General features: G+C 61.9%; 13 protein-coding genes. 4 read left to right on the top strand and 9 right to left on the bottom strand.

Translation table 11 applies throughout. The features are described from left to right. Positions 1-50: 50 nt before the first annotated feature. From ACW73L_RS20745 to ACW73L_RS20730, 4 genes are all read left to right on the top strand, one after another. Positions 51-2,936 carry a 2-oxoglutarate dehydrogenase E1 component gene (locus tag ACW73L_RS20745; protein ID WP_498924473.1) on the top strand — a complete coding sequence of 962 codons (2,886 nt, stop codon included), beginning with the start codon at positions 51-53 and terminating at the stop codon, positions 2,934-2,936. Positions 2,937-2,960: 24 nt separating this feature from the next. Further along, complete coding sequence (locus ACW73L_RS20740; protein ID WP_498924472.1) at positions 2,961-3,131, top strand: rubredoxin; 171 nt, start codon at positions 2,961-2,963, stop codon at positions 3,129-3,131. A gap of 41 nt (positions 3,132-3,172) precedes the next feature. Further along, entirely contained in the window at positions 3,173-3,382 is a 210-nt protein-coding gene (locus ACW73L_RS20735) for a DUF1289 domain-containing protein (RefSeq protein WP_498924471.1), read from the top strand. A 180-nt stretch (positions 3,383-3,562) separates the two neighbouring features. Further along, a complete protein-coding gene (locus ACW73L_RS20730; protein WP_498924470.1) occupies positions 3,563-5,554 on the top strand; it encodes an SIR2 family protein in 1,992 nt (663 codons plus the stop codon). Between the two features lie 545 nt (positions 5,555-6,099). Here the strand turns inward: ACW73L_RS20730 and ACW73L_RS20725 are convergent. From ACW73L_RS20725 to ACW73L_RS20685, 9 genes are all read right to left on the bottom strand, one after another. Next, positions 6,100-9,444 (bottom strand): Swt1 family HEPN domain-containing protein, encoded by a 3,345-nt coding sequence (locus ACW73L_RS20725; protein ID WP_498924469.1) that lies wholly within the window; start codon positions 9,442-9,444, stop codon positions 6,100-6,102. Between the two features lie 4 nt (positions 9,445-9,448). Continuing rightward, complete coding sequence (locus ACW73L_RS20720; RefSeq protein ID WP_498924468.1) at positions 9,449-9,871, bottom strand: HEPN domain-containing protein; 423 nt, start codon at positions 9,869-9,871, stop codon at positions 9,449-9,451. Further along, a complete protein-coding gene (locus ACW73L_RS20715) occupies positions 9,855-10,172 on the bottom strand; it encodes a nucleotidyltransferase domain-containing protein (RefSeq protein ID WP_498924467.1) in 318 nt (105 codons plus the stop codon). The genes ACW73L_RS20720 and ACW73L_RS20715 overlap by 17 nt, the downstream gene beginning before the upstream one ends. Positions 10,173-10,217: 45 nt before the next feature. Then, positions 10,218-10,523 carry a nucleotidyltransferase family protein gene (locus ACW73L_RS20710; RefSeq protein ID WP_498924466.1) on the bottom strand — a complete coding sequence of 102 codons (306 nt, stop codon included), beginning with the start codon at positions 10,521-10,523 and terminating at the stop codon, positions 10,218-10,220. Between the two features lie 10 nt (positions 10,524-10,533). Beyond that, positions 10,534-13,419: a DUF1156 domain-containing protein gene (locus ACW73L_RS20705; protein WP_498924465.1), complete on the bottom strand. Its 2,886-nt coding sequence runs from the start codon at positions 13,417-13,419 to the stop codon at positions 10,534-10,536. Between the two features lie 49 nt (positions 13,420-13,468). Continuing rightward, complete coding sequence (locus ACW73L_RS20700) at positions 13,469-14,416, bottom strand: hypothetical protein (protein ID WP_498924464.1); 948 nt, start codon at positions 14,414-14,416, stop codon at positions 13,469-13,471. Between the two features lie 2 nt (positions 14,417-14,418). After that, entirely contained in the window at positions 14,419-15,300 is an 882-nt protein-coding gene (locus ACW73L_RS20695) for a PDDEXK-like family protein (protein WP_498924463.1), read from the bottom strand. Between the two features lie 204 nt (positions 15,301-15,504). Further along, positions 15,505-17,214, bottom strand: coding sequence for an ATP-dependent nuclease (locus ACW73L_RS20690; RefSeq protein WP_498924462.1), 1,710 nt, complete (start codon positions 17,212-17,214; stop codon positions 15,505-15,507). A gap of 14 nt (positions 17,215-17,228) precedes the next feature. Beyond that, positions 17,229-20,804 (bottom strand): DUF8742 domain-containing protein, encoded by a 3,576-nt coding sequence (locus tag ACW73L_RS20685; RefSeq protein ID WP_498924461.1) that lies wholly within the window; start codon positions 20,802-20,804, stop codon positions 17,229-17,231. Between the last annotated feature and the right edge of the window lie 172 nt (positions 20,805-20,976).

Here is a 20,976-nt window from a genome sequence, read left to right as displayed (position 1 = left end):
TGTCGTCCGGCGCCCGCAGCGTGTCGGGGAGTTTGGTCAATTTCAGGGTTATGAACGAGCCCTTTGGCATGGACCTCGACGAGACCCTGTTCAGCGGGGCAAATGCAGCCTACCTGACCGAACTGTACCGCCGATTCCTGAACGATCCCGGCAGCGTGGGCAGCGAATGGGCCGCCCTATTCCGTGAGTTGGGTGATCCTGTGGAATCTCGGAGCGACACAGCGCAACTGACCGGTCGAGTGGTCGGTCACCGCGCATCCGAAAGGGGAACGTCGCTGGACGAGGCCGCCATCCGCCAGGCGACGCTGGATTCGATCCGGGCGCTGATGATCATCCGCGTCTACCGGGTTCGCGGCCATCTGATCGCCCGTTTGGATCCGCTGGGTCTGGACGGCCGAGGCTACCATCCGGAACTCGATCCCGAGACCTGGGGGTTCGGTGCAGCGGATCTGGATCGACCGATTTTCATCAACCAGGTTCTGGGCATGGAGACTGCGACACTCCGGCAGATCATGCAGATCCTCGAGGAGACCTATTGTGGGTCGATCGGCGTCGAATTCATGCACATCCAGGATCCTGACGAGAAGGCCTGGATCCAGCAGCGCATCGAGAGCATCCACAATCAATCCCAGTTCACCGACCGGGGCAAGAGAACGATCCTGGAACGATTGATCCATGCCGAGGAACTCGAACGCTTTCTGCATCGTAAGTTCCCTGGTACCAAGCGGTTTGGGCTGGATGGGGCGGAGAGTCTGATCCCCGGCATCGAACAGATACTCAAGCGGGGTGCACAATTGGGTGTCGAGGACGTGAATCTGGGTATGCCGCATCGGGGGAGGCTGAATGTGCTGACCAACCTCATGCACAAGCCCTACGTCGCGATCTTCGCGGAGTTTCAGGGTGCCTCTGCTCATCCGGATGACATGCAAGGCTCCGGCGACGTGAAATACCATCTCGGCACCTCGGCAGACCGAGTGTTCGACGGCCATCGGGTCCACTTGTCGCTGGCCGCGAATCCGTCGCACCTCGAAGCGGTCGATCCCGTGGTGTTGGGCAAGGTACGCGCGAAACAGACCCAGCGTGGCGATGTCGACCGCCGAAAAGTCATGGCGGTCCTGCTGCATGGCGATGCTGCCTTCGCTGGCCAGGGTCTGGTTGCGGAATGCTTCGGTTTGTCCGAACTGGAAGGTTACCGTACGGGCGGAACAATCCATTTCATCGTCAACAATCAGATCGGTTTCACGACCAGCCCGGCCTATTCCCGTTCGTCGCCCTATCCGTCCGATGTGGCGAAGATGGTTCAGGCGCCGATCTTTCACGTCAACGGGGACGATCCGGAAGCCGTGGTGCATGTGGCGCGGATCGCGGCAGAGTTTCGGCAGGTATTCGGGCGCGACGTCGTGATCGATATGTTTTGCTACCGGCGTTACGGGCACAACGAAGCGGATGATCCGTCATTCACTCAGCCGCGCATGTACCGAGCGATCGCGCAGCACTCCACGGTCCGCCAACGCTACGCCGAACAGCTGATCGCTGACGGAACCATGCATGAGGGTGAAGTCGAAGGGATGCAGCAATGGTTCCTGAACCGACTGGATGCGGATTTCTCGGCGGCAACCACATACAAGGCGGATACGGCCGACTGGCTGGAGGGTCCTTGGAAAGGATTGCAGACCCTGGTGGGAGAAGAGGAGATGCGGGAATACGATACGGCGGTCTCTGTCGAGGAACTCCGGGCCATTGGATTGGCAATGACAGAACTGCCCGAAGGTTGCCGGTTTCATCCGCAGATTCCCGCGGTTGTCGAGCGGCGCCGCGGCACGCTGCAGCGCGGGACGGCTATGGATTGGGCGACCGCGGAAGCCCTCGCATTTGGAAGTTTGTTGTTGGAGGGCACGCCCGTGCGGCTTTCTGGACAGGATTCCGGCCGGGGCACATTCTCGCAGCGGCATTCGGTGCTGGTGGATCAGCACACCGAAGCCCGATACGTGCCGCTAAATCGTCTGCGCGATGGGCAGGCGTATTTCGAGGTCATCGATAGTCCTTTATCGGAGTCCTCGGTCCTGGGGTTCGAGTACGGTTATTCGCTGGCTGATCCTGATGCCCTGGTCGTATGGGAAGCGCAGTTCGGTGATTTCGCCAATGGCGCGCAGGTGATCATCGATCAGTTCATCGCGTCCGGGGAGTCGAAGTGGTTGCGCTTATCGGGGCTCGTGCTGCTCTTGCCGCACGGATACGACGGACAGGGTCCCGAGCACTCGTCGGCGAGACCGGAGCGCTATTTGCAGTTGTGCGCCGAAGACAACCTGCAGGTCGTCAACTGCACGACGCCAGCCAATTATTTCCATGTGCTACGGCGGCAGATACGCCGCAACTTTCGCAAGCCGTTGATCGTGTTCACGCCGAAGTCGCTGTTGCGGCATAAGCTCGCAGTTTCTGACCTGACGGACTTCGGGCCCGGGACTTCATTCAAACGGGTGCTGCCCGAAGTGGATACGCTGCGGAATGATGCCGAAGTCCGGCGTCTGGTGCTGTGTTCCGGCAAGGTCTACTACGACTTGGTGGAAGAACGCCGGCGGCGGGGTATCGACGATGTCGCGCTGATTCGGGTGGAACAGTTGTATCCGTGGCCGCGACAGAATCTGCTCGAACAGATCGCGCGTTACGAGCGCGCCGAGGTGATCTGGTGTCAGGAGGAGCCGGCGAATATGGGGGCCTGGTCTTTCGCGCTGCCGCGTCTGGCCAATCTGCTCGAGGAGTTGCGGAGGGGTACCCCGCTGCCAGTTTATGCCGGCCGGCCGGCTGCCGCCTCTCCAGCGACAGGTTTCTATCGGCAGCATGCGGAAGAGCAAGCCGATCTGGTGAAGGCAGCATTGATCGAGCGGCTTGGTTCGCTCCCACAACCGTTTCGTCGTGCGGCCAATCGGGCGCATTAACGTATCTACAGGAGATGTTGAACAGTGTCGGATTACAAAAAATACCAATGCATGGAGTGCGAGCATATCTATGACGAAGCAAAAGGCGATCCCGATAGTGGTATTCCTCCCGGAACACGATGGGAAGACATTCCTGAGAACTGGGAATGTCCGATCTGCGGTGCACCCAAAAGGTTCTTCCAGGTGATGGATTAATTCAGCCGTTTCTAAATCTTCTTAGTCAGGAGGCAAGCGCCATGAAATTCAGACCTTGTGTACCGGACCGCTGCACCAAGGAGGGTACACACTGCGAAGGTTGCGGCAGGTCCCACGAAGAGATCGCCGAGACGAAACAGTTGATCATGGCGCTGGTGGCGTTCGCCCAGCGCCAGGGTTACGAGAACGTGGAAGACTTCTCGCAATTCGTCAGCCGGACTTTGCTGGCGAAGTTACAACCTTCGCCGTGAAGCGAGGGCGGGAGCGGGAGCGCATGCATGAGGCACTTGGTACTTTGGTGCTAAGGGGTCATCGCGCCTGTTGCAGCTTTTTCTGCCTTGAGTTTTTGTGGTATGGATAGCGCGGGAGGGGCTATGGACCCATTAGTCAAAAACGAACCGTGGATCGTATTCGTCGGTGCTGGTGCCTCCATGGCACCCCCGTCGAATCTCCCCAGTTGGACCGGCTTCAATACCCTCGTCCTCGAAGGTCTGTGCGAGCGGCTCGCCGAGTTCAGCCGCGGGCGGCAGCCGACCGCCGACATTCTGAGGACGCTGCACGCCCGCCGCGACGCCACACGCTTTCTATCGCCGGACTTCCAGGCGCAGCTCATGGAGGAGGAGGTCGGGCGCGACTACTTTCGCGTGTGGCAAAGCCTCCAGGCGGCGCCGCCGGGTCCGGTTCACGAGGCTGTCGCTGAGCTTGCCGCGCGGGGTGCGCTGGCCGCAATCGTCACGACCAATTTCGATCGCCTGCTGGAGGCAGCGCTGGCAGCGCGCAACGTGCCCTTTCACGTCGCCCATGACGCGCCGGCGTTCGCTGCGCTGGCACGCGGGGCTGTCGACGGCAGTCCGCTGTCCGTTATCAAGATTCACGGCTCGCTCGAGGATCCGGAGTCCATGGTTGACACGCTGCGGCAGCGGATAGCGGGTCGGCCGGCCGCGCTGCAGTCGGTCCTCGATGAACTGCTTCGGAGCCGGCGCTGGTTGTATCTCGGGTTCTCGGGCGCCGACTTTACGCACGTGCCGAATTACCTCAACGTTCTCGGATCGGCGGCGGACGCCAAGGGCTTCGTGTTCGTGTCGCGTCCTGGTACGCCAGTGCCGCCGGGGGTGGAACGTGTCCTCGTTGCCTATGGCCCCGGCAAGGCGAAGGTCGTGGAGGGGGAACTGCCCGGCTGGCTTATCGAGTCCTTCGGATTGTCGGCCTCGGCCGGCGCTGCGGCCCCCTGCGACACGACGGCTGCAGTGCGTGACGGCGTCCGCGCCTGGGCGACGGCACTGGGCCCCATGTCCGTGGTGAATATCATCGTGGCAATGTTGCGGTCCTGCGGGCTCGACCGGGACGCGCTATTTCTGATGCGCAAGACTTGGCGCTCGTATCGCGCGCCGGAGGACGCGCGGGGACCGTCGTACGATCGCTACAACTTTAACTATGGCCAGGCGCTACTCGACGTCGGCTTCCTTCGCAACCCCGTGGCGCGGGCAGACGATCTGAGCAACCTCATGGAATGGAAGGCCGGGGCCGACCAGAACGGTTTCGAGTACCTTGCTCGGGGCTACTCAGGAAGCCACCGGCCCGCGTTCGGCGCAGCGCTCGCGCGGCTGCTTGCCCTGCGCGGGGAGGTGGGTCGTGCCGTCGACCTGTGCCGCAGAGTGACCAAGGACGCGAGCACCTGCGGTGACGGTCTCGAGCTTTGCGACGTCGCGATCGAGTGTGCAGGCGTCTACGACATGTTGCAGGCGTGGACGGCCCCGCTGGTGCAGCTGCGAGCCGCTCATGCGATCGCCTGTGAACTCGGGGACGAACCGCGTCGTGCACGTCTCGCGATTGTGGTCGGTCGCTTCCTAACCTATGCGGGGCGGCCCGAAGAGGCCGCGACGTGGCTCGACGAAGGGGAGGCACTTTCGGCTCGCTACGACCTGCAATTCGCACGCTGCGAGGCCCTGGCAGCGCGGGGACTGTGGCTCTTGGAGTCGGGCCGGGTAACGGATGCGCTTGCCATGCTGGAGATACTGTCCGATGACCTTCGGGCTCGCGATAGCGAGCCGCTCTACACGCGCCTGGATGTGCTAGCGGGCGACGACACAGCGCCCGAGGCGGTGCTGGGCATTACGCCGCTCCGCGTGCGCGTGGCGCTCGATCTGGCGATGGCGGCCGAGCGAGCCGGCAACGGTGCGCGTCTCGGAAGGGTGTTCGACGAGCTGGACGAGTTGACGGTCGAGCATTTCCCGGGCTACTGCCCGCAGTACTACCACGCGTATGCCGCTGCGCTGATCGAGCACGGCGCCGATGACCAGAGCGCGACGATCGCCGATCTACTCGACCGGCTGGAACTGCTGTCGGAGGAGCAGGGCAACCCGTGGGGGGCGCAGGCGGCGGGCGATCTGCGCCGGCATTGGTCACCGCCTCCGCCGGTTTGAAGACGCCTGGCATCGCCAGGCTTTAGCTACTCTCTATTCCGGTATCTTCAGCCCCTCTTCTCTGACACGGTTTTACCCCGAATTCGTGTCCATAAAAAAAATCGGGGCCGGGTCAGTGCCTGCTCCCGGGTGGATTCCCTGCCTAAAATTTTCCGGCCGGAACCGCTAGGTCATTGGTCGAAAAGGCGCGGAATCGCCCGTTTTATTAGGCAAAAATGCCGTAAATCTATGTATTTAAATTGAAAATCTAAGGTCTCTTAATCCGTTTGTCGTAGGTTCGATCCCTACATGGCCCACCATACAAAACATCAGCTTAAGACCTGGACCTCAGGGAGTGAAAAGTTGGGGTCACCCCAGGGTCACCTTCGACGGAAATCTAGCGTCTTTCGGGACCACCACGTTCTGATGATTGCCCCCGGTTTTGGCGTGCTGGTGTAGGCCGGATTGATCGCCTGAGCCGACGATGCTCGTCTTCAAGTTGCGGTTCGCCGCGCTTCCCCGTCGAATTCCGGGAAGGAAACAGGTCATCCCTGACCGGCCTGCGATCAATCCGACTCAAACCCCTGCGTCGCGAACTTCAGTGTCCGCCCATTCTCCGTGACCACGCGCACGACCTGATCCGGCGCACCAGCGGGAATCTCGGCCGAGATCTCCAGCGTCACGGTAACGGTCGCGCCGTCCAGGCCAGCCAGGTGAGTGATCACTTCCTCTGCGATACGGCTCGCATCGCGTCCGGCTCGCGCCGGGTCGAGCGTCACGCACCCGTGATAGCGGACCAGCTTCTTCGACGGAGTGACGCCAGGCACTGGCGGTGGCTTGGGACCTACTGGCGTCGAACCGTCAGGGCTGCCACCCCCGCGGCCAGGATCAGGGGGCGTAACCGCCCCCGGACCCGGCACCTCGGCACCGATCTGGCGGATTGCCACTTCGGGCTTGACCAGCAAACGCCCCGTGTCGCTTTCGGCGATGGTCACGAACCGGCCACCCGGCTGAAGCCCACGGTAACGCGACAAAGCGTCGTCGTAGCTGTCGGCGATCGCAAACGACTCGATGTCCCAGGTCAGTAGATCCACACCTTCCTGAATGGCACGCAGCAACACCGCCGAGGAAGCCAGCCGCGGCAGGTACAGGTACCGACCGAAATCCTCGACCAACTGTCCGATCGCGACATGCTCGCCGCGCCACAGCGGCACGCGGTCCATTTCCATGCGCAGCCGCGTCGGCCCGAGTCCGGTGACCAACAATTCGTCGGTCCGGAGTTTCTTGCTGACCCGCGCCGCCAGCGGGTCTTGACCGGTCAGCCGCATCGCCTGCCACTGGATTGGCGCTTGCGGGTCGTTCTGGGTCGGCACCAGCAGCCATTGGTAGGCTTCCGGAAGGCGGGCGGTGACCGTGCTGTGGGCAGCGGCCTTTTGCGTCTCGGCCTGTTTCACCTGGTGCGGTGACAGATCCAGCGTGTCCTTCTCAGCGACGATCGACTCCCACGCCAGGTAACGCCGCAGCGCGTCGTCCAAGTCCTGCCAGCGCGTCTTATCGAGCGCCAGGAACACCAGTGTGTTGCGGTACAGGCGCGGGCTGTTGCCGCGGGACTCGAAGATCGCACGCGCCGCGGATTCGGCCGGGCTGTTGGCTTCCTTGCTGTAAGGCTGATCGCTGCCCAGCACGACCAGCCGGGCGTCGAGATCGTCGGGCACGTCCTGGGTCGACCTCGGCAAGGGGTGGATCCGCCGGAAGTCGCCGTGATGCTTGTCCAGATCCGCGCGCAGCCGCTTTTCGAGTTCGTGCACGATGCGGTCGGGATCGCGGCGGAGTTGCTCGGCGCGGTCCTCGGCCAACTTGGTCACGGTCGGCTGCGTCGAATACCAGTAACGCGGTCCGTCCTGGTACAGATAGGTCGCAGCCCCCGCCAAGCGCCTCAGCGCATCGCCGAACACGGCCGGCGCTTCGCCGGGCATCACGCAGCCCAGTTTGACGTGCCTATCCTCCAGCCCGCGGTTCGCCGCAGTCGGTGTCGGTGCCGAGCCCAGGTAAATGGTCCGGGCCACCCGGCGGCAGGCGGCGAACTTGCCGAGGTTCGGGATCTCGCCATCGAGCCGCAACGGCAGCGAATGCGGCCCGTCCACATCCTTTTCGAGGATCGGCACCCAATTGTCAGACAGGTAGCGCGTCAGCTCGAACTGCACCCGCGGATCGTCGATCGGGATATTCGAAGGCAGGATCATGGGATTGCGGTCGCCCTTCTCCCACAGGCTGTGAATCACCGCTGCCATCAGTCGCAGGACGCCGCGGGTACGCTGGAATTTCACCAACGTCGACCAATCGGTATAGAGCCGGTCGAACACCTCCGGATGGATCGGATACGCGGCCTGTAGGCGCTTCTCGTAATCCGGATCGCGGCACTCCAGCGGAAACTCCTGATGCTGCGTGCGGTAGAGATCGGCGAAAGCGCGCGCGACGACGTCGCGGTCCTTGAACTGCTGCGGGTCGGTCATCGGCTCGAACAGTCGCCGCCGGACGATCTCGAACCCCTCCTCGGCACTGGCCGGCCGCCAGGATGACTCGACCCGCCCGACGACGTTGCGCAGCCGATCGAGCGCTTCCCGTCCACGCTGGCCGCCCACTTCGACATCGTCAGCGGAGGAAGAAGTTCCGGCGGTATCCGAGGCCGGCAGGCTGATGACCAGCAGGCAGTTCTTGGCGAGCTTGGCGGATTCGGTCAGGACCTGGGCAAAGCTGAACTGCGTTTCGAAGCCACCACCCGGCAAATCGCTCTGGTCGTGCAATTGGCGCGCATAGGCCACCCATTCATCGATCAGAATCAGCGACGGGCCATAGGTGTTGAACAGTTCTCGCAGCACGTCGCCCGGACTGGTCGCATTGGCGTCATCCGCCGCGATCCGGTCGAAAGCCGCCCGTCCGCCGAGCTGCCAGGCCAGTTCGCCCCATAGCGTGCGGACCACCGTCCCGTCCGCTTTGGTGACCGGGCTGCCGGGCGAGATCTTGTTGCCCACCAGCACCACCCGGCGCGCGGTCGGCAGTTGCGCGGCGCCGGCTTCGTGGAGCACCCCGTCGACCCCGGCCAGATCGTTGGGCGAGGTCCCGGAGAACAGGTGGTACAGCGCCAGCATCGAGTGGGTCTTGCCGCCGCCGAAATTGGTCTGCAACTGCACGACCGGATCGCCGCCACCCGCGGTCATCCGCTGTACGGCGCCGATCAGCAACCGTTTCAGACTTTCGGTCAGGTAGGTGCGGCGGAAGAACTCGACCGGGTTGCGGTATTCCTCGCCGCCTTCACCGAGGTGCACCTGCCACAGATCGGCCGCGAACTCGGCCTGCTGGTAACGCCCGCTCGCGACATCGCGGTGCGGCGTGACGATCTCACGCCACGGTTTCAGATGGCTGGCCGCCTGGCTTTCGATGGCCGTTCCGGCCGTCTTGCGCTTCTCGCTGCGCACCTGCTCGTCGAACCGCACCCGCAGCAGTTCCATCTTCATCCGCTCGACCTCGTCGCCCTGCGGCGCCGAGACGGCGCTCAGCATGCGCGTGACGGAATCGAGGGCGCGATAGGCGTCATCGCTGGAGAAAGGCTGTTGATGCGCCCAGCGGTTGCGCGCATCGATGAGTTCGTTGACCAGGCTGCGCTCGGCCTTGCCCAGGGTCAGCTTGAACACCTCGTTCCACTTGCGGTCCATGACGACCAGTTGCGCCGCCACATCCTGCAGCGCATCGCCCTTGTTGTTCCCAAGCCGGGTGTCGGACAGCACCTCGCGTACGTCGAACGCCCAATCCTTGCCGAGCCGGGTTCGCATCTCCCGCTCGACGAACGGGGCCAGCCCCGCCTTCAACAGCTCCAGCGCCTTGCCGACGCGTTCGTGGTTGGTGGTGGCCAAGGGGTCAATCCTCCTGATTGAACGGATGGTCCGGTCGCGTAATGGCGTCGTCGGCCCACTTTAGCGTGCGGGTGACGACATCGAGTGCCCACCCAGAATCCAGGTCGGGACCATCGTCGCTCGTCGCATCTTCGTACCGAAGGGCCACACCGAAGGGAATCAATCGGGCGAGATCATCGCCGTCCGGGGGCAACACGATGGCCGCGCGCCTAGCCATTTCGAGCAACATCGCCAAGTTATGGGTTCGGGGAAACTCGATTTGGTGCGAGGCCAGCACGCCCTTGATCGCCTTTTCGACCGCCTGCTGTGCATGGAATCCCAGCACCCACAAAGGTGCATCCGGACTGCGCGCCAGGAGTTCCACCACATAGCGGTCATCGGCAGCCCGAGCGAGCAATGCCCGCGCATACTCAGCGGCTGCACTCATGAACCTGCCCCTCGCGTGTGGCGCGATACGCCAGCGTATTCGGCACCTGACATTGGCGCTCGTACATGGCACGGCTCATGACAACCACATCGCCTGGAATCAAGCGACGGCCGAGCAACGTGGCCAAACGAACCATCTCCGATGAACGGTCAGGGACCTCGGGTTCGATCACCAGCACGTCAAGGTCACTGTCCGCGCCTGCATCACCGCGCGCCTGCGACCCGAACAGGATGACCCGCGAACCTTCGGGTAACGCGTCCATGAGGCACGTCAGTGCGTCTTCAACCAAAGTGCGGTTCAAACGAATCTCCTACTTGTCCGGAATACAGGTGGGATGGCTCCGCGGTCATCCGGCGACATACTGCACCTCGGCGGTCCGCACCACTTCGTCCCGGAAGTAGCGGCTCAGGTCCTCGGGGGTCCGCAGGTCGACCCTGCGGCCACCGAGGTAGCCCGACAGTTCGATCTCCATCCGCGCGAGATCGAGAAAGGTCGGATGCGCCTCGGGCAGGAACTCGACCAAGAGATCCACGTCACTGTCGGGCCGCGCTGTGCCCTTCAACTGCGACCCGAACAGTGCCAGACGTCGGACGTGGTGCTCGCGGCAGAAGCGAGCCAGAGTCGTGCGGTCGATAGTCAGGCTGGGATGCATGGCGTTGTCATTAGAAACCGAGATTGCCCTGCGCCGGCTCGGCAGCGGTCGGCGGGCTCTCCTGGGCCAGCCGCAGAATCTCGGGGAAGCTCTGGACCAGCGCGTTATAGGCCAGCGCCTCGGCCGCGCGCTTCTTGCGTTCGCACAGGGTGTACAGCCGATAGGCCAGCTCACGCGCCACCTCGGCCTGGGTGCCGAGTTGGCCGACGAGTTCGGCCGCGGCGCTCTCGCCGCCGGCTTCCAGTACGCGGATCAGATGATGGACCGCCTCCCAGGCGGTCAGGCGCGTATCGGTGGCCGGGTTCCAGTCCGCATCCAGCTCACCCGGACGCAGCAGGCGCACCTTGCCGCGGCTCGACGCCAGGATTCCCGCCTCGACCAGCCCTTGTACCGACGTGACCTTGGCCTTGGACAATACCTCGGCGACCCCGAAATCGCCTTCCGCGAACCCCGCCTGCTCAAACCAGGCCAGCGCCCAGCGGCTGTCGGCGTCGAAGTCGCCTTCCTGCTCGGCCAACACCTCATCAAGGGTCTGGTTGATCAGCGCTAAGGCTTCACGGACCGGCAGCGGCTTGCCCTCGGCGTCGAGCACCTTCGAACAACGGGTATACACCGCCATGCCGGGACCGATCGCGGCCTGGGCCAGGTCCACCGGCGCGATATTCCCGGCCTGCAGATGGCGCAATGCGTCGGGTAGTTCCGACTTGAGCGCCCGGACGAACTGGCCGCGCGTGACGGTCGGCGCGTCGTAAGGACGGGGGCGGCAGACGAGGACAATGCTGGAGGCCAGGGCGTTCGAACCCGTGTCCCGGGCTCGACCCGTTCGTTCCGTCCGCATGGGCCACGTGCCACCAATTGAGAATCCGGCGCAAATAACCGCATCTAAGAAGGTCTCCCAGCCTGTGCTGGCAGGTCCCGAATCGGCTTCATTCTCGGACTGCTTGAATGCGTAGTAGATCGTGAGCGGAAAGGCAGGATGCGCGCCAGCCGCCAGTCGCTTCATTGCCTGAGTCATGCCATCGAGGAAGAACCTCTCGGCTCTGCCCTTGCCGCCGTGCCGATCCGGAGTGGCGACAAGTTCGTGCTCCTTTGGGACAGTCAGCGTAGCGAACAGATCCGGAAAGGACTGGCGGAGCCCGAGCCTTAGCCAAACGTAGAAGAAATCCGAGAGATCGGCGTAACCGACGTTATCGTAATAGGGTGGATCGGTACTGACCACGCAGGTTGGAGGATTACCAATCCTTCCTGCAGCATCATCCTGCGAGACGTGACCAGCGAAACCGCCTGCCATGACGCCTGCAAGAGCGCCAGCAACAATTTCCTGCGAACGCGACAGAGACCCGCCGATGTCGGAGAGCGGATTGACTTCTGTGAAGTCCCAGACCATCGAGACAACCTGTTGACCGAATAGCATCGAAGGGCGACTCTCTTTCGAATACCACGGCACTAACGAATTGCCGTACATCGAGTACTTGTCGACACCAAAGGCTAGATACAACATCATGGCCTCAGCGTAGGCAGTTGCGCCCCGACCGCCGTCTTGGGGCAGTAACCGCTCGTCAGCAAGATCAGCCTCGTTTGCATCGCGAGTGATGCGCGATCGGCTCTCGTTGACCAAAGCCCAAAATGTCGTCAGCGCCACCAATTGGCGAGGTGTGAAGAGGTCGCACCACCTCGTCATCCCATATCCGCCGACGCGGAAGCCGAGCGCCTTCTGGAAAAACTCGACATCGGGCTTCCACTCTGGCTTAGCTTGCCGCGCCGCGGCCTCATGGTAGGCCAAGGGCGAGAGATACACGCGTCCGCGGTCACCCTCGGCCACGATCGCCATCAGTCGCGCGCCCATCCGACCTGCCCTACCCTCCGAACGGAGGTAATCGAATGGCATCGGCGCACCCGACATCAGGCACAAAAAACTACGGTGGCTTCCTCCTGACTTAGTGCCTCTCTTGGCCGCCTCGGCATTCGCCGGCTTGCCGAGCTTCACCGTGAAGCGGTAGCCGCCGCCCGCGATCACCGGCTCGACATAGGCTTCCTTGCCGGCCTTGGTCGAGACCATGAAGGTCGAAGCCAGCGGCACGTCGACATCGGCGAACGCCGGGTTCGGGCTCTTGACCGTGCGTGCCCACAGCCACGCGATCACCGTCAGTTCGCGGCCGACCAGCGGCTTCAGATCGGATCGCTCCGCCGCCATCTCTGCGGTGATCTCGATCTTGGGATATAGGTGACCAATCCGTTTCTCGGCCTCATCGCGCATCCATTTGCCGTAGTACCGGACGTCATCGGCCAAGCCTTGCGCACCTTTCCATTCGCGGACAAACATGCCGTCGGAGGCCCTCGCATCCGGGTTGACCGGCGGCTTGCCGGCGAACTTCGGCGGGATCTCTATCATCGCCTTGTTGATCAGTACCGCGACCGGGTTCAGGTCACTGGCGTACGCTTCGAGCCCCAGGCGTTGCGCCTCCAGCGGCAGCGTGCCGCCGCCCGCAAACGGATCGTGAAAAGCCGGCAGCTTGTAACGGTCGAACAGTTCCATCGCCCGTGGGTGGTCCGCGTTCTCGGCGCAGGCATGGCGCCAACTGGCCCAGATCTCATCCCGTGCGCGTTGCAGCACGGCCTCGTTGGTCGTGTTCTCCCACAACACCAGATCCTCGATGATCCGGAACAGCCGCTGCCGCTCCTTCTCCTGCGCCTTCTCGGTCGGGAACAGGTCCGGCCGCGCCGACGGATCGTCCACCATCTGCGCAAAGATTACCGCCCGCGCCGCCGCCAGCGGTCGCTGTGCCCACCATTTGTGGAGCGCAGATGGGTTCCCACGGTAGATGTAGCTCTCGCGCACTGAGGCCTTGTTGATCGCCTCCAGCGGCAGCGCAACTTCGATGAGTTTTTTCTTCACAGGAACGTCTGGTAGGAAAATCTGAGCGTCGCTAAGGTGTTCTCGCCGTTCACGGACTCTGGTTGACGGTTGCGACAAACTTCGAGAAGAGGTCGATCACACCCTGTGTCACCTCACTCATGTCATCATCCGAGAAAGCTTGCAGTAGCTCCTCTTTCTTTTTCCATACGCCGGCAGGATGCCCGCTGTAGGTTATGGATAGGACTCCAGCGGCTTGTGCGAAAGCCTGGGCAAGGCCGTTGCGTTTGCTATGGCCGTACATGAGCGTACCGTCTTTGACATGGAAACCCACCCAGAAGGTGGGCTTTCCCGATTGATCCATCTGGAGATAACGCATGCCTTGCCACCAGTTCAAACCACTGCTGAACTTCCAGCCGGATGGGCCCAGAGCTGGCTCAAGCGAGCTTCGTATGGGTACAAACAGATCTGCTATGCGCTTCGAAAAGCGAACTGCTTCATCGATCTCCCAGCCGACTTCTTCAGCGTTTGCGATGAGCTTTTCCATCTCGTCGCGCGCCTTGTCCAGCGCATCCGCATCAGAAAGGTTTACTTCGCCAGCCCATAGCCAAGCCGGGTCGGGCTGCTCCAGTGACGCCCTTGGAAATAGATCCTTATGTTTGCTCCGCAGGTCTTCTACGCTCCAAGGAACCAGCTTGTCATCAAGCCTTGCTAACACGCCAAGCTGAAGCTGGCCCCCCCTGCCACCCCATGGCGTCGCCATCCGCGCGACGACCTGAACACGGGACTCGTCCGTGTCCGTCTTCAACGCGCACTCCAGGGTGCGGCACGCAAACTCCGGAAAGTCGCGTGCCTGGATCTGAAAGGCCATGCCCTCGTCGAGCGAGATTGCCGACCGGCGCGCCTCCAAAGCCGAGCGTAGTGCTTCGATCAATTCGAACACCGACTGCTCGTATTCCTTCCGCGCCGCTTCGAGAAGGAGAAGTTTCTCGTCGTAAGCTTGTGCGACTTCGTTCTGTGACCACGATACGTTTGCCATCATCAGCTCCTATTCCATGGTGTATACGGTTGGGCAAGCGGTATTGCTGCGCGAAGCTGGCTGATGTGCCTGGCGTTGACAGAAGCCGTGTGGGTTTCTTTGAGCAGCTCGCGGGCCTGCCGAGCCTTCTCGCCGATCTCCGAATCCTCAAGTGCGACTGCACATACGACCGCAGCGATCCTTCCCCATGTCGAGAATGTTCCTTCGCCACCGGCGATATCGTGAAGAATGCGAGCCAGATCACTATGTAATAGGGTGCCGTCCCACCCTTCGGGTTTATTCCTCGGTGTGCGGGAGCAAAGAAATGCCCGCTTCTTTCGATCACCGGCAAAGTGCTGGGTAAACACAGCAAGATAGGGCCCATATTGGTCGCCGCTCTGGGGGGCCCAGACCTTGTTTTCCAGTAACAATGCAGCGCGCGAAGTCCGCGCGAGGAGATCCGGCTGTTTTCCCGAATCATCATCCTCAAGCGCTTCCTCCGCTTTCACCTCGGGCTTTTCCCCGTTCTGTAAATCCTCAACCATTTCAGGCAAATTCATGCGCCCGGCGAGACCAATCAGAAATTCAGAGCCGAGTCCATGATCCCCTTCCGGATCGGCCAGCCATCCCAGCAATCGATTGAGGGGCTTCTCCAGATGGCGCTGGCCCGCGACACGCACGAAAGACAGCGGCGTGCCGTGTTCATCCCAGGCTCGCAATTGCTCTTCCAACTGCGTTCGCAGGCTCTTCTTCCACTCTTGGAGATGCTGTTCGATGACATTGGCCGTATCCCGGATGGCCCGCGCGCGTTCATCTCGTCGCTGTCGAAAGATTCCGGCAAAACGATCAGCGATGTCTCGGAGCTCTTGGTCTGGTTTCGGCAACGCGGCTTCATCAAGGGGCATCAATGGTTCTCTGCACTAGACATCAGGTGCGCCAGAACGCATGGGAACATTCGGTTTGGCGGCATCGACCGATCCAAGCCCTTCATCTGCATTGATGATAGAAACCGCTGATAGACTGTTCAGGATTAACTTCTCTGTCTCGGTGGCATTGTTGATCGCCTCCAGAGGCAGCTGGACTTCTGGGAGCCTTGTTATGCACGAACGCTAATCCCTGCGCGGCTTGGCCTGATCTGCCGTCTGTGCGATCAGATCCAGTTTTTCGCGAATCTCCGGATCGACTGTGTCCTTGGGCACAAACGGGGCGAGTGTATGGTAGTCAGCCTTTCGCATTAGGTTCGGCAGGCTTAGCTTTTCGAAGAACCTTTTGAACAGGGGATCGAGAAAATCGTCGCTTGCCTTGATGTCCGGTCCCCACGGCGATGGCTTGTCGAGTGCCGAAAGTGCCACTTCGATTTCAGTGATGGTTTCCTGCATCGCGTCTCTCCAAGGCGTGATCCAGAGTTCGCCTTGGCTCCGGCGCCCGCTTGCCTCGGCAAAAGCAAGCAAGGTCTCGGAGTTGCAAAGGTAGTTCTCCAGTTCCCGGCGATGCCACATGACATGGCGAAGAGAGGAATCTGGCGGAGGCGGTCGATCCAGCCGGTCATAGATCGCAATTCCGACCAAGTCATGCTTGGCCTCACGAATTCCGTAGTAATGCTCCTGAGCCTTTGTTGGCTGATTTGCGACGTAATGAACGAAAGGTCGCTCAAGGGCTGTTTTCGCCGGATGGTCTAGCAGATCGGCCACCGCCCGCAGGATGGCGAGATCGGTGGATCCTTCGAGATAGAGCACCCAACCGACCTCTTCGGCTTGGTAGTAATGTTCAAAGCCGATATCCCTGAGCGATTTCAGAACCTGACTACCTCGGTCATCCATCCGGTGAGGCTTGCCGATGAAGGCGATCAATACGTCGCGATCGGCTGCCTCGTTGAGGATGACCTCGGAGTGGCTGGCCGCAATGACCTGGCTGCCTGTTGCCGCAGCTGTGTCGGCGAGAATCTGATAAACCTGCCGTTGCCTCAGGATTTCGAGGTGAGCGTCCGGCTCATCGAGAAGAAGCACCGCGCCAGGGTTGCCGGTCATGTGAGCAAGTAGCAAGAGGGTCTGCTGTTGGCCGCGTCCGCTGGAGGAGATGTCCAAACGAGTATTCCCTCGGGTTCGATAAGACATAACAATCTCACCCCGCTCCTTTATGTACTCCGGAGGGTCGAGCCGAATACCGAACAACGATTCCATCTGTTCTGCCAGCCGCCGCCAGGTGATTTCACCGTGTTCGCTTTGCAGCACCTGATAACAGAGGTTCCGCATGACTTCCGCGGTGCGTCCCTCGCCGAGTCGAACGTTGATCGCCCCTTCATCAAGTCGCGTCTCATTGGCCGCGAGGCCCGACATCGGCGGCAAATACGCAATACATACATTAGCTGCCTCGGATGGAACCTGCATCCGTCCACCCTCCGGCACACGCAACGAGCGACAGTAGAACGACTCATCATTGGCATAATCGAACTCCATCCCGCAGGTCCATCGCTTGCCGCCTGATACTCCATGCACCACAACTTCGATCCGAATGTTCTGCGTGCCTTTTTCGCGTACGGATTCGCGGACATGTAGATCGCGCCAGAGTAGATTAGCCGCGGGCACAGGAACGGCGATCAAATCACGCCGGTTAATCGTTACCCCAGGGCGCTTTTCCGGCACATTTCCAGCACCGCGCTTTTCCACCCACCGCTTGACGCCGATGTCCCATAGCGCAAGCGCCTGCAAGGCGGAAGTTTTTCCCGCATTGTTCGGGCCTATCAGCACCACACGGTCGCCGAGTTCCAACTCGATGTCGTCGAAGAGCTTGAAGTTTCGGATTTCCAATCGTTCAAGCATATTGTTGCGTGGCTTTAGTCTGGCGTTGCTGCGCGAAGGAGAAGTTCAGCGAAGTCGTAGTTCACACTCGTTACCCCGAAGTCGGGCTCCCGCTGGAACGGCTGTCGGACATAGTGTACTCGGTGATCCTGGCCGACGAATTCAACGATTGCCAGGATGAAGTCCTCGGGCTTGTTCAGCGAGTACAGGATCTCGTTGCGGGTCACCGTGATCGTGTCCGCACCCGTGACGCGGCCCTTCACCTCGATGAACCGCAGCTTGCCGGTTTTCGGATCGCGGCTCTCGATGTCGTAGCCGAGCTTTTCGACTTCGCGGTCCGTCGGTTCGAATCCCAGCCGCCGCTCGGCGTCGATGACGATGGCTCGGGCGCGCGCCGCCGACGCCTGGGTATCGATGGGCTGCGTGGACGGCGGCACGGCCAATCCCTGAATCTTGGCTAGCAGACCCATGGGGACAACAAGGAACGCTCCGAGCACCACGGGCGGCAACGCCGAGATCTGCGCTTCCAGGTTCAATTGCTGCAACCGTTTTTGCAAACGGGCCTGGAGTTCGTCGGCTCGCCGCCGCGCTTCCTGGGAGTTAAGCCGGGCGTTCGGCTTGCCGGCTTGCTCCTGCAGCTTCAGCGTCTCGGCCCGATGGTCCCAGTAACCGATCTCCTTGGTCAGCCGCTCCTTCACCGCGGCGCGGGTCTTGTCGATCAATGCGATCCGGGCGTCGCGGACGTCCCTGAGATGGTCCGGCACCACGTGCGCGATCGCATGGCTCAGGGCGGTCTGCTCCAGGTCATGATTGAGCCATGCCGCTTCAGGCCGATCCAGGATCACATCGACGGCGGGCTCATCGGGCTTCAGAGGACGAAAATCCAGATACGGTGCATAGTGCAGGTGTCGCGTCTGTCCACCGGCATCGAACTCGACATACAGAAGGCGCTTCGAGATCGTCCGCCGTTCACCCGAGCGGGTCGGCGTGGCATCCTGAACCGCGTGTTCCAGGCAGATCAGTAGCCGCGGCCGGTCCGAGGCGTCCCCTTCGTCGACCAGCACCGTGCCCGTCCGCAATAGGTCGCGATGGCGTTCCAGCGTCAGGTCTAGCGCGGCATCCAGCAACGGGTGACCGGGCGTCACAAAAGCGGCCAGCGGCTGCCCTGGCGGTGCGACCAAGTCCTTTTCGAAGGTGATGCGCTCGTAGCGGGGCAGGATCGCCTCACGGACACCGATCAGCCGATCGCGCTGGCGGACTGGGCCCGGTACGTGGGTGACCTCATACCGCCGCGCCTCCCGCTGGCGGACCGTCCCGCCCAACTTGGCGAAGGCTTCCATGAAGAACGACTCGATGTAATGCGGCTGCAGCCGGCGCGCCTCGGCCCGCTCCATGTCGGCGCGGATCCGCTGCACGCGGCTGGCATCCATGGCGTCGTGCGCCAAGGCATGATCATCGAGGAGGATACGGATCTGATCCCGATCGACGGCGTGCTCGATCGCGCGGAACAAGCGCCCTTGCACGTCGGGGCGCTCGCCGTAGCGAATGGCCTCCAGGAGCAGGTCGCGCAGAGAGCGCCCCTCGAACTGGAGCTTGCCGAGCACGTCGAAGACCTGCCCACCGAGAGCCTTGCGCGCCTCGTCAAGTTTTTCGAGCAGCCGGCGGTAGACATCGCCTTCGCGCGTCTCCTCGGCCACCAGGTTCCATAGGTGACAGACTTCGGTCTGGCCGATACGGTGGATTCGGCCGAACCGCTGTTCCAACCGGTTCGGGTTCCAAGGCAGGTCGTAGTTGACCATCAGGTGGGCACGCTGGAGGTTGATACCCTCGCCCGCCGCGTCGGTCGCCAACAAGACCTGAACGTCCGGATCGTGCTTGAAGGACTCCTGAGCCCGCAGCCGCTCTTCTCGCCCGAGGCCGCCATGAATGCAGACCACCGCCTGAGTTCGGCCCAGTAGCGTGCGGATGCGCTGTTCGAGGTAGGTCAGTGTGTCACGGTGTTCGGTGAAGATGACAAGCTTCTGGTGCACTGAGGTGGTCGGCTTGGTGACACCGCTGTCGGCGTAGCTTGCCTCAAGGTCCGCCACACCGTTCGCGACCGCGGCCGGCATGAAGATCTCCGACAGCAGGCTAGCGAGTTCGCGCCATTTGCGATCGTCGCCGCTCTGTCGCACCCGCCGCGCGATCCCTTCGAGCCGCTGCAGCGTCGCGATTTCGGTCTTCAGTTCCTCGATCGTGCGCGCGGCGGTGGCTTGGTCGAGAACCTGTTCTTCGGTGGCTTCGACCTCGTTGTCGGGCGCATCCTCCAGGTCTTCAAGATCGTCCGGATCGAGCAACCCGTTGCCGGCAGCCAAGGCCGCGGCAGCCGCACCGCGCTGCAAGACTTGCAGTTCCCTTAGGCGCTTCTCCAGACGCTCGCGGCGTCGTCGGAGAGACTGGTAGATCGCTTCGGGGGAGGAGGCGAGACGACGCTGGAGGATCGTCAGCGCGAAGCCGACGGTACCGGCCCGCTTGTCGTTCTGCAGGGCCTCGGCGCGGTTGAACTCTTCGCGGACGTAGTCAGTGACCGCCTTGTAGAGAGCCGCCTCCGGTTCCGACAACCGATACGGCACGGTGTTGGCGATGCGCTCGGGGAACAGCGGCGTGCCGTCGAACTTCAGCAGGTTTTCCTTGACCATCCGCCGCATCAAGTCGGAGACATCCGCGGTATGCACCCCATCGCGGAACCGCCCCTCGAACCGATCGCCATCGAGCAACGCCATGAAGAGTTGGAAGTCCTCGTCCTTACCGTTGTGCGGCGTCGCGGTCATCAGGAGGAGATGGCGCGTCAGCGTGGATAGCAACTGACCGAGGTGGTAGCGCTTGGTGTATTTGATCTCGCCACCGAAGAACGTCGCCGACAGCTTGTGCGCTTCGTCGCAAACCACCAGGTCCCAGGCACACTCGGGTACAGCCAACTGGTCCTGCAGATCGGGATTGCGCGAGAGCTTGTCGAGCCGGGCGATGACCAGGTTGTTTTCGAGGAACCAGTTCCCGGTTCGTGCAGACTCCAGCTTGTCGTTGGTCAGAATCTCGAACGGCAACTGGAACCGGGAATAGAGTTCGTCCTGCCATTGCTCGGCCAGACTGCCAGGACAGAGGATCAGGCAACGTTGCAGATCGCCGCGGATCATCAGTTCCTTGATGAACAGGCCGGCCATGATCGTCTTGCCGGCGCCAGGGTCATCCGCCAGCAGAAACCGGAGCGGCTGTCTCGGCAACATGGCCTCGTAGACCGCAGTGATCTGATGTGGCAGCGGCACGACTTGGGAGGAATGGACCGCGAGCAGCGGATCGAACAGATGTGCCAGCCGAATGCGGTGGGCTTCGGAGACCAGGCGGAAGAGGTGCCCGTCGCCATCGAAGCTCCACGGCCGACCGCTGGAAACGACCTCCAGCCCCGGCTCATCATCCCTGTAGAGCAACTGGTTGCCGACCTTGCCATCCGGGTCCTTGTAGGTCAGTTCCAGTGCGTCGGAGCCGAACCACTTGACGCTGACCACGCTGACGGCCGTATTCGGCAGCACGCCACGTACGGAGGCTCCGGGTGTCAGCGATTCCAGGCTGGTCATGGGCGCTTGTCCTTACGAGATCGGGATCTCGACCGTGACAACATAGCACAACAAGTGCCTTGTCGACCCAGTGAACGTACCAGTTCATGGCATGGGCGCAAAGAACAATCAGATCTTAAAAGGGCTTCGGTGGAGATCGAGAGAACCCCCATCGGGTTACGGGGAGCGCCGT

The sequence above is a fragment of the Methylolobus aquaticus genome, assembly GCF_054172105.1.
Note: the sequence above shows the minus strand (reverse complement) of the source record. Positions and strands in the feature narration are given on the sequence as shown.

Bases quoted from the DNA above. Each gene is read 5' to 3' on its own strand.
- ACW73L_RS20745 (WP_498924473.1), top strand. From the start codon at position 51: ATGAACGAGCCCTTTGGCATGGACCTCGACGAGACCCTGTTCAGCGGG.
- ACW73L_RS20735 (WP_498924471.1), top strand. From the start codon at position 3,173: ATGAAATTCAGACCTTGTGTACCGGACCGCTGCACCAAGGAGGGTACA.
- ACW73L_RS20730 (WP_498924470.1), top strand. From the start codon at position 3,563: ATGGCACCCCCGTCGAATCTCCCCAGTTGGACCGGCTTCAATACCCTC.
- ACW73L_RS20720 (WP_498924468.1), bottom strand. From the start codon at position 9,871: ATGAGTGCAGCCGCTGAGTATGCGCGGGCATTGCTCGCTCGGGCTGCC.
- ACW73L_RS20710 (WP_498924466.1), bottom strand. From the start codon at position 10,523: ATGCATCCCAGCCTGACTATCGACCGCACGACTCTGGCTCGCTTCTGC.
- ACW73L_RS20700 (WP_498924464.1), bottom strand. From the start codon at position 14,416: ATGGCAAACGTATCGTGGTCACAGAACGAAGTCGCACAAGCTTACGAC.
- ACW73L_RS20695 (WP_498924463.1), bottom strand. From the start codon at position 15,300: ATGCCCCTTGATGAAGCCGCGTTGCCGAAACCAGACCAAGAGCTCCGA.
- ACW73L_RS20690 (WP_498924462.1), bottom strand. From the start codon at position 17,214: ATGCTTGAACGATTGGAAATCCGAAACTTCAAGCTCTTCGACGACATC.
- ACW73L_RS20685 (WP_498924461.1), bottom strand. From the start codon at position 20,804: ATGACCAGCCTGGAATCGCTGACACCCGGAGCCTCCGTACGTGGCGTG.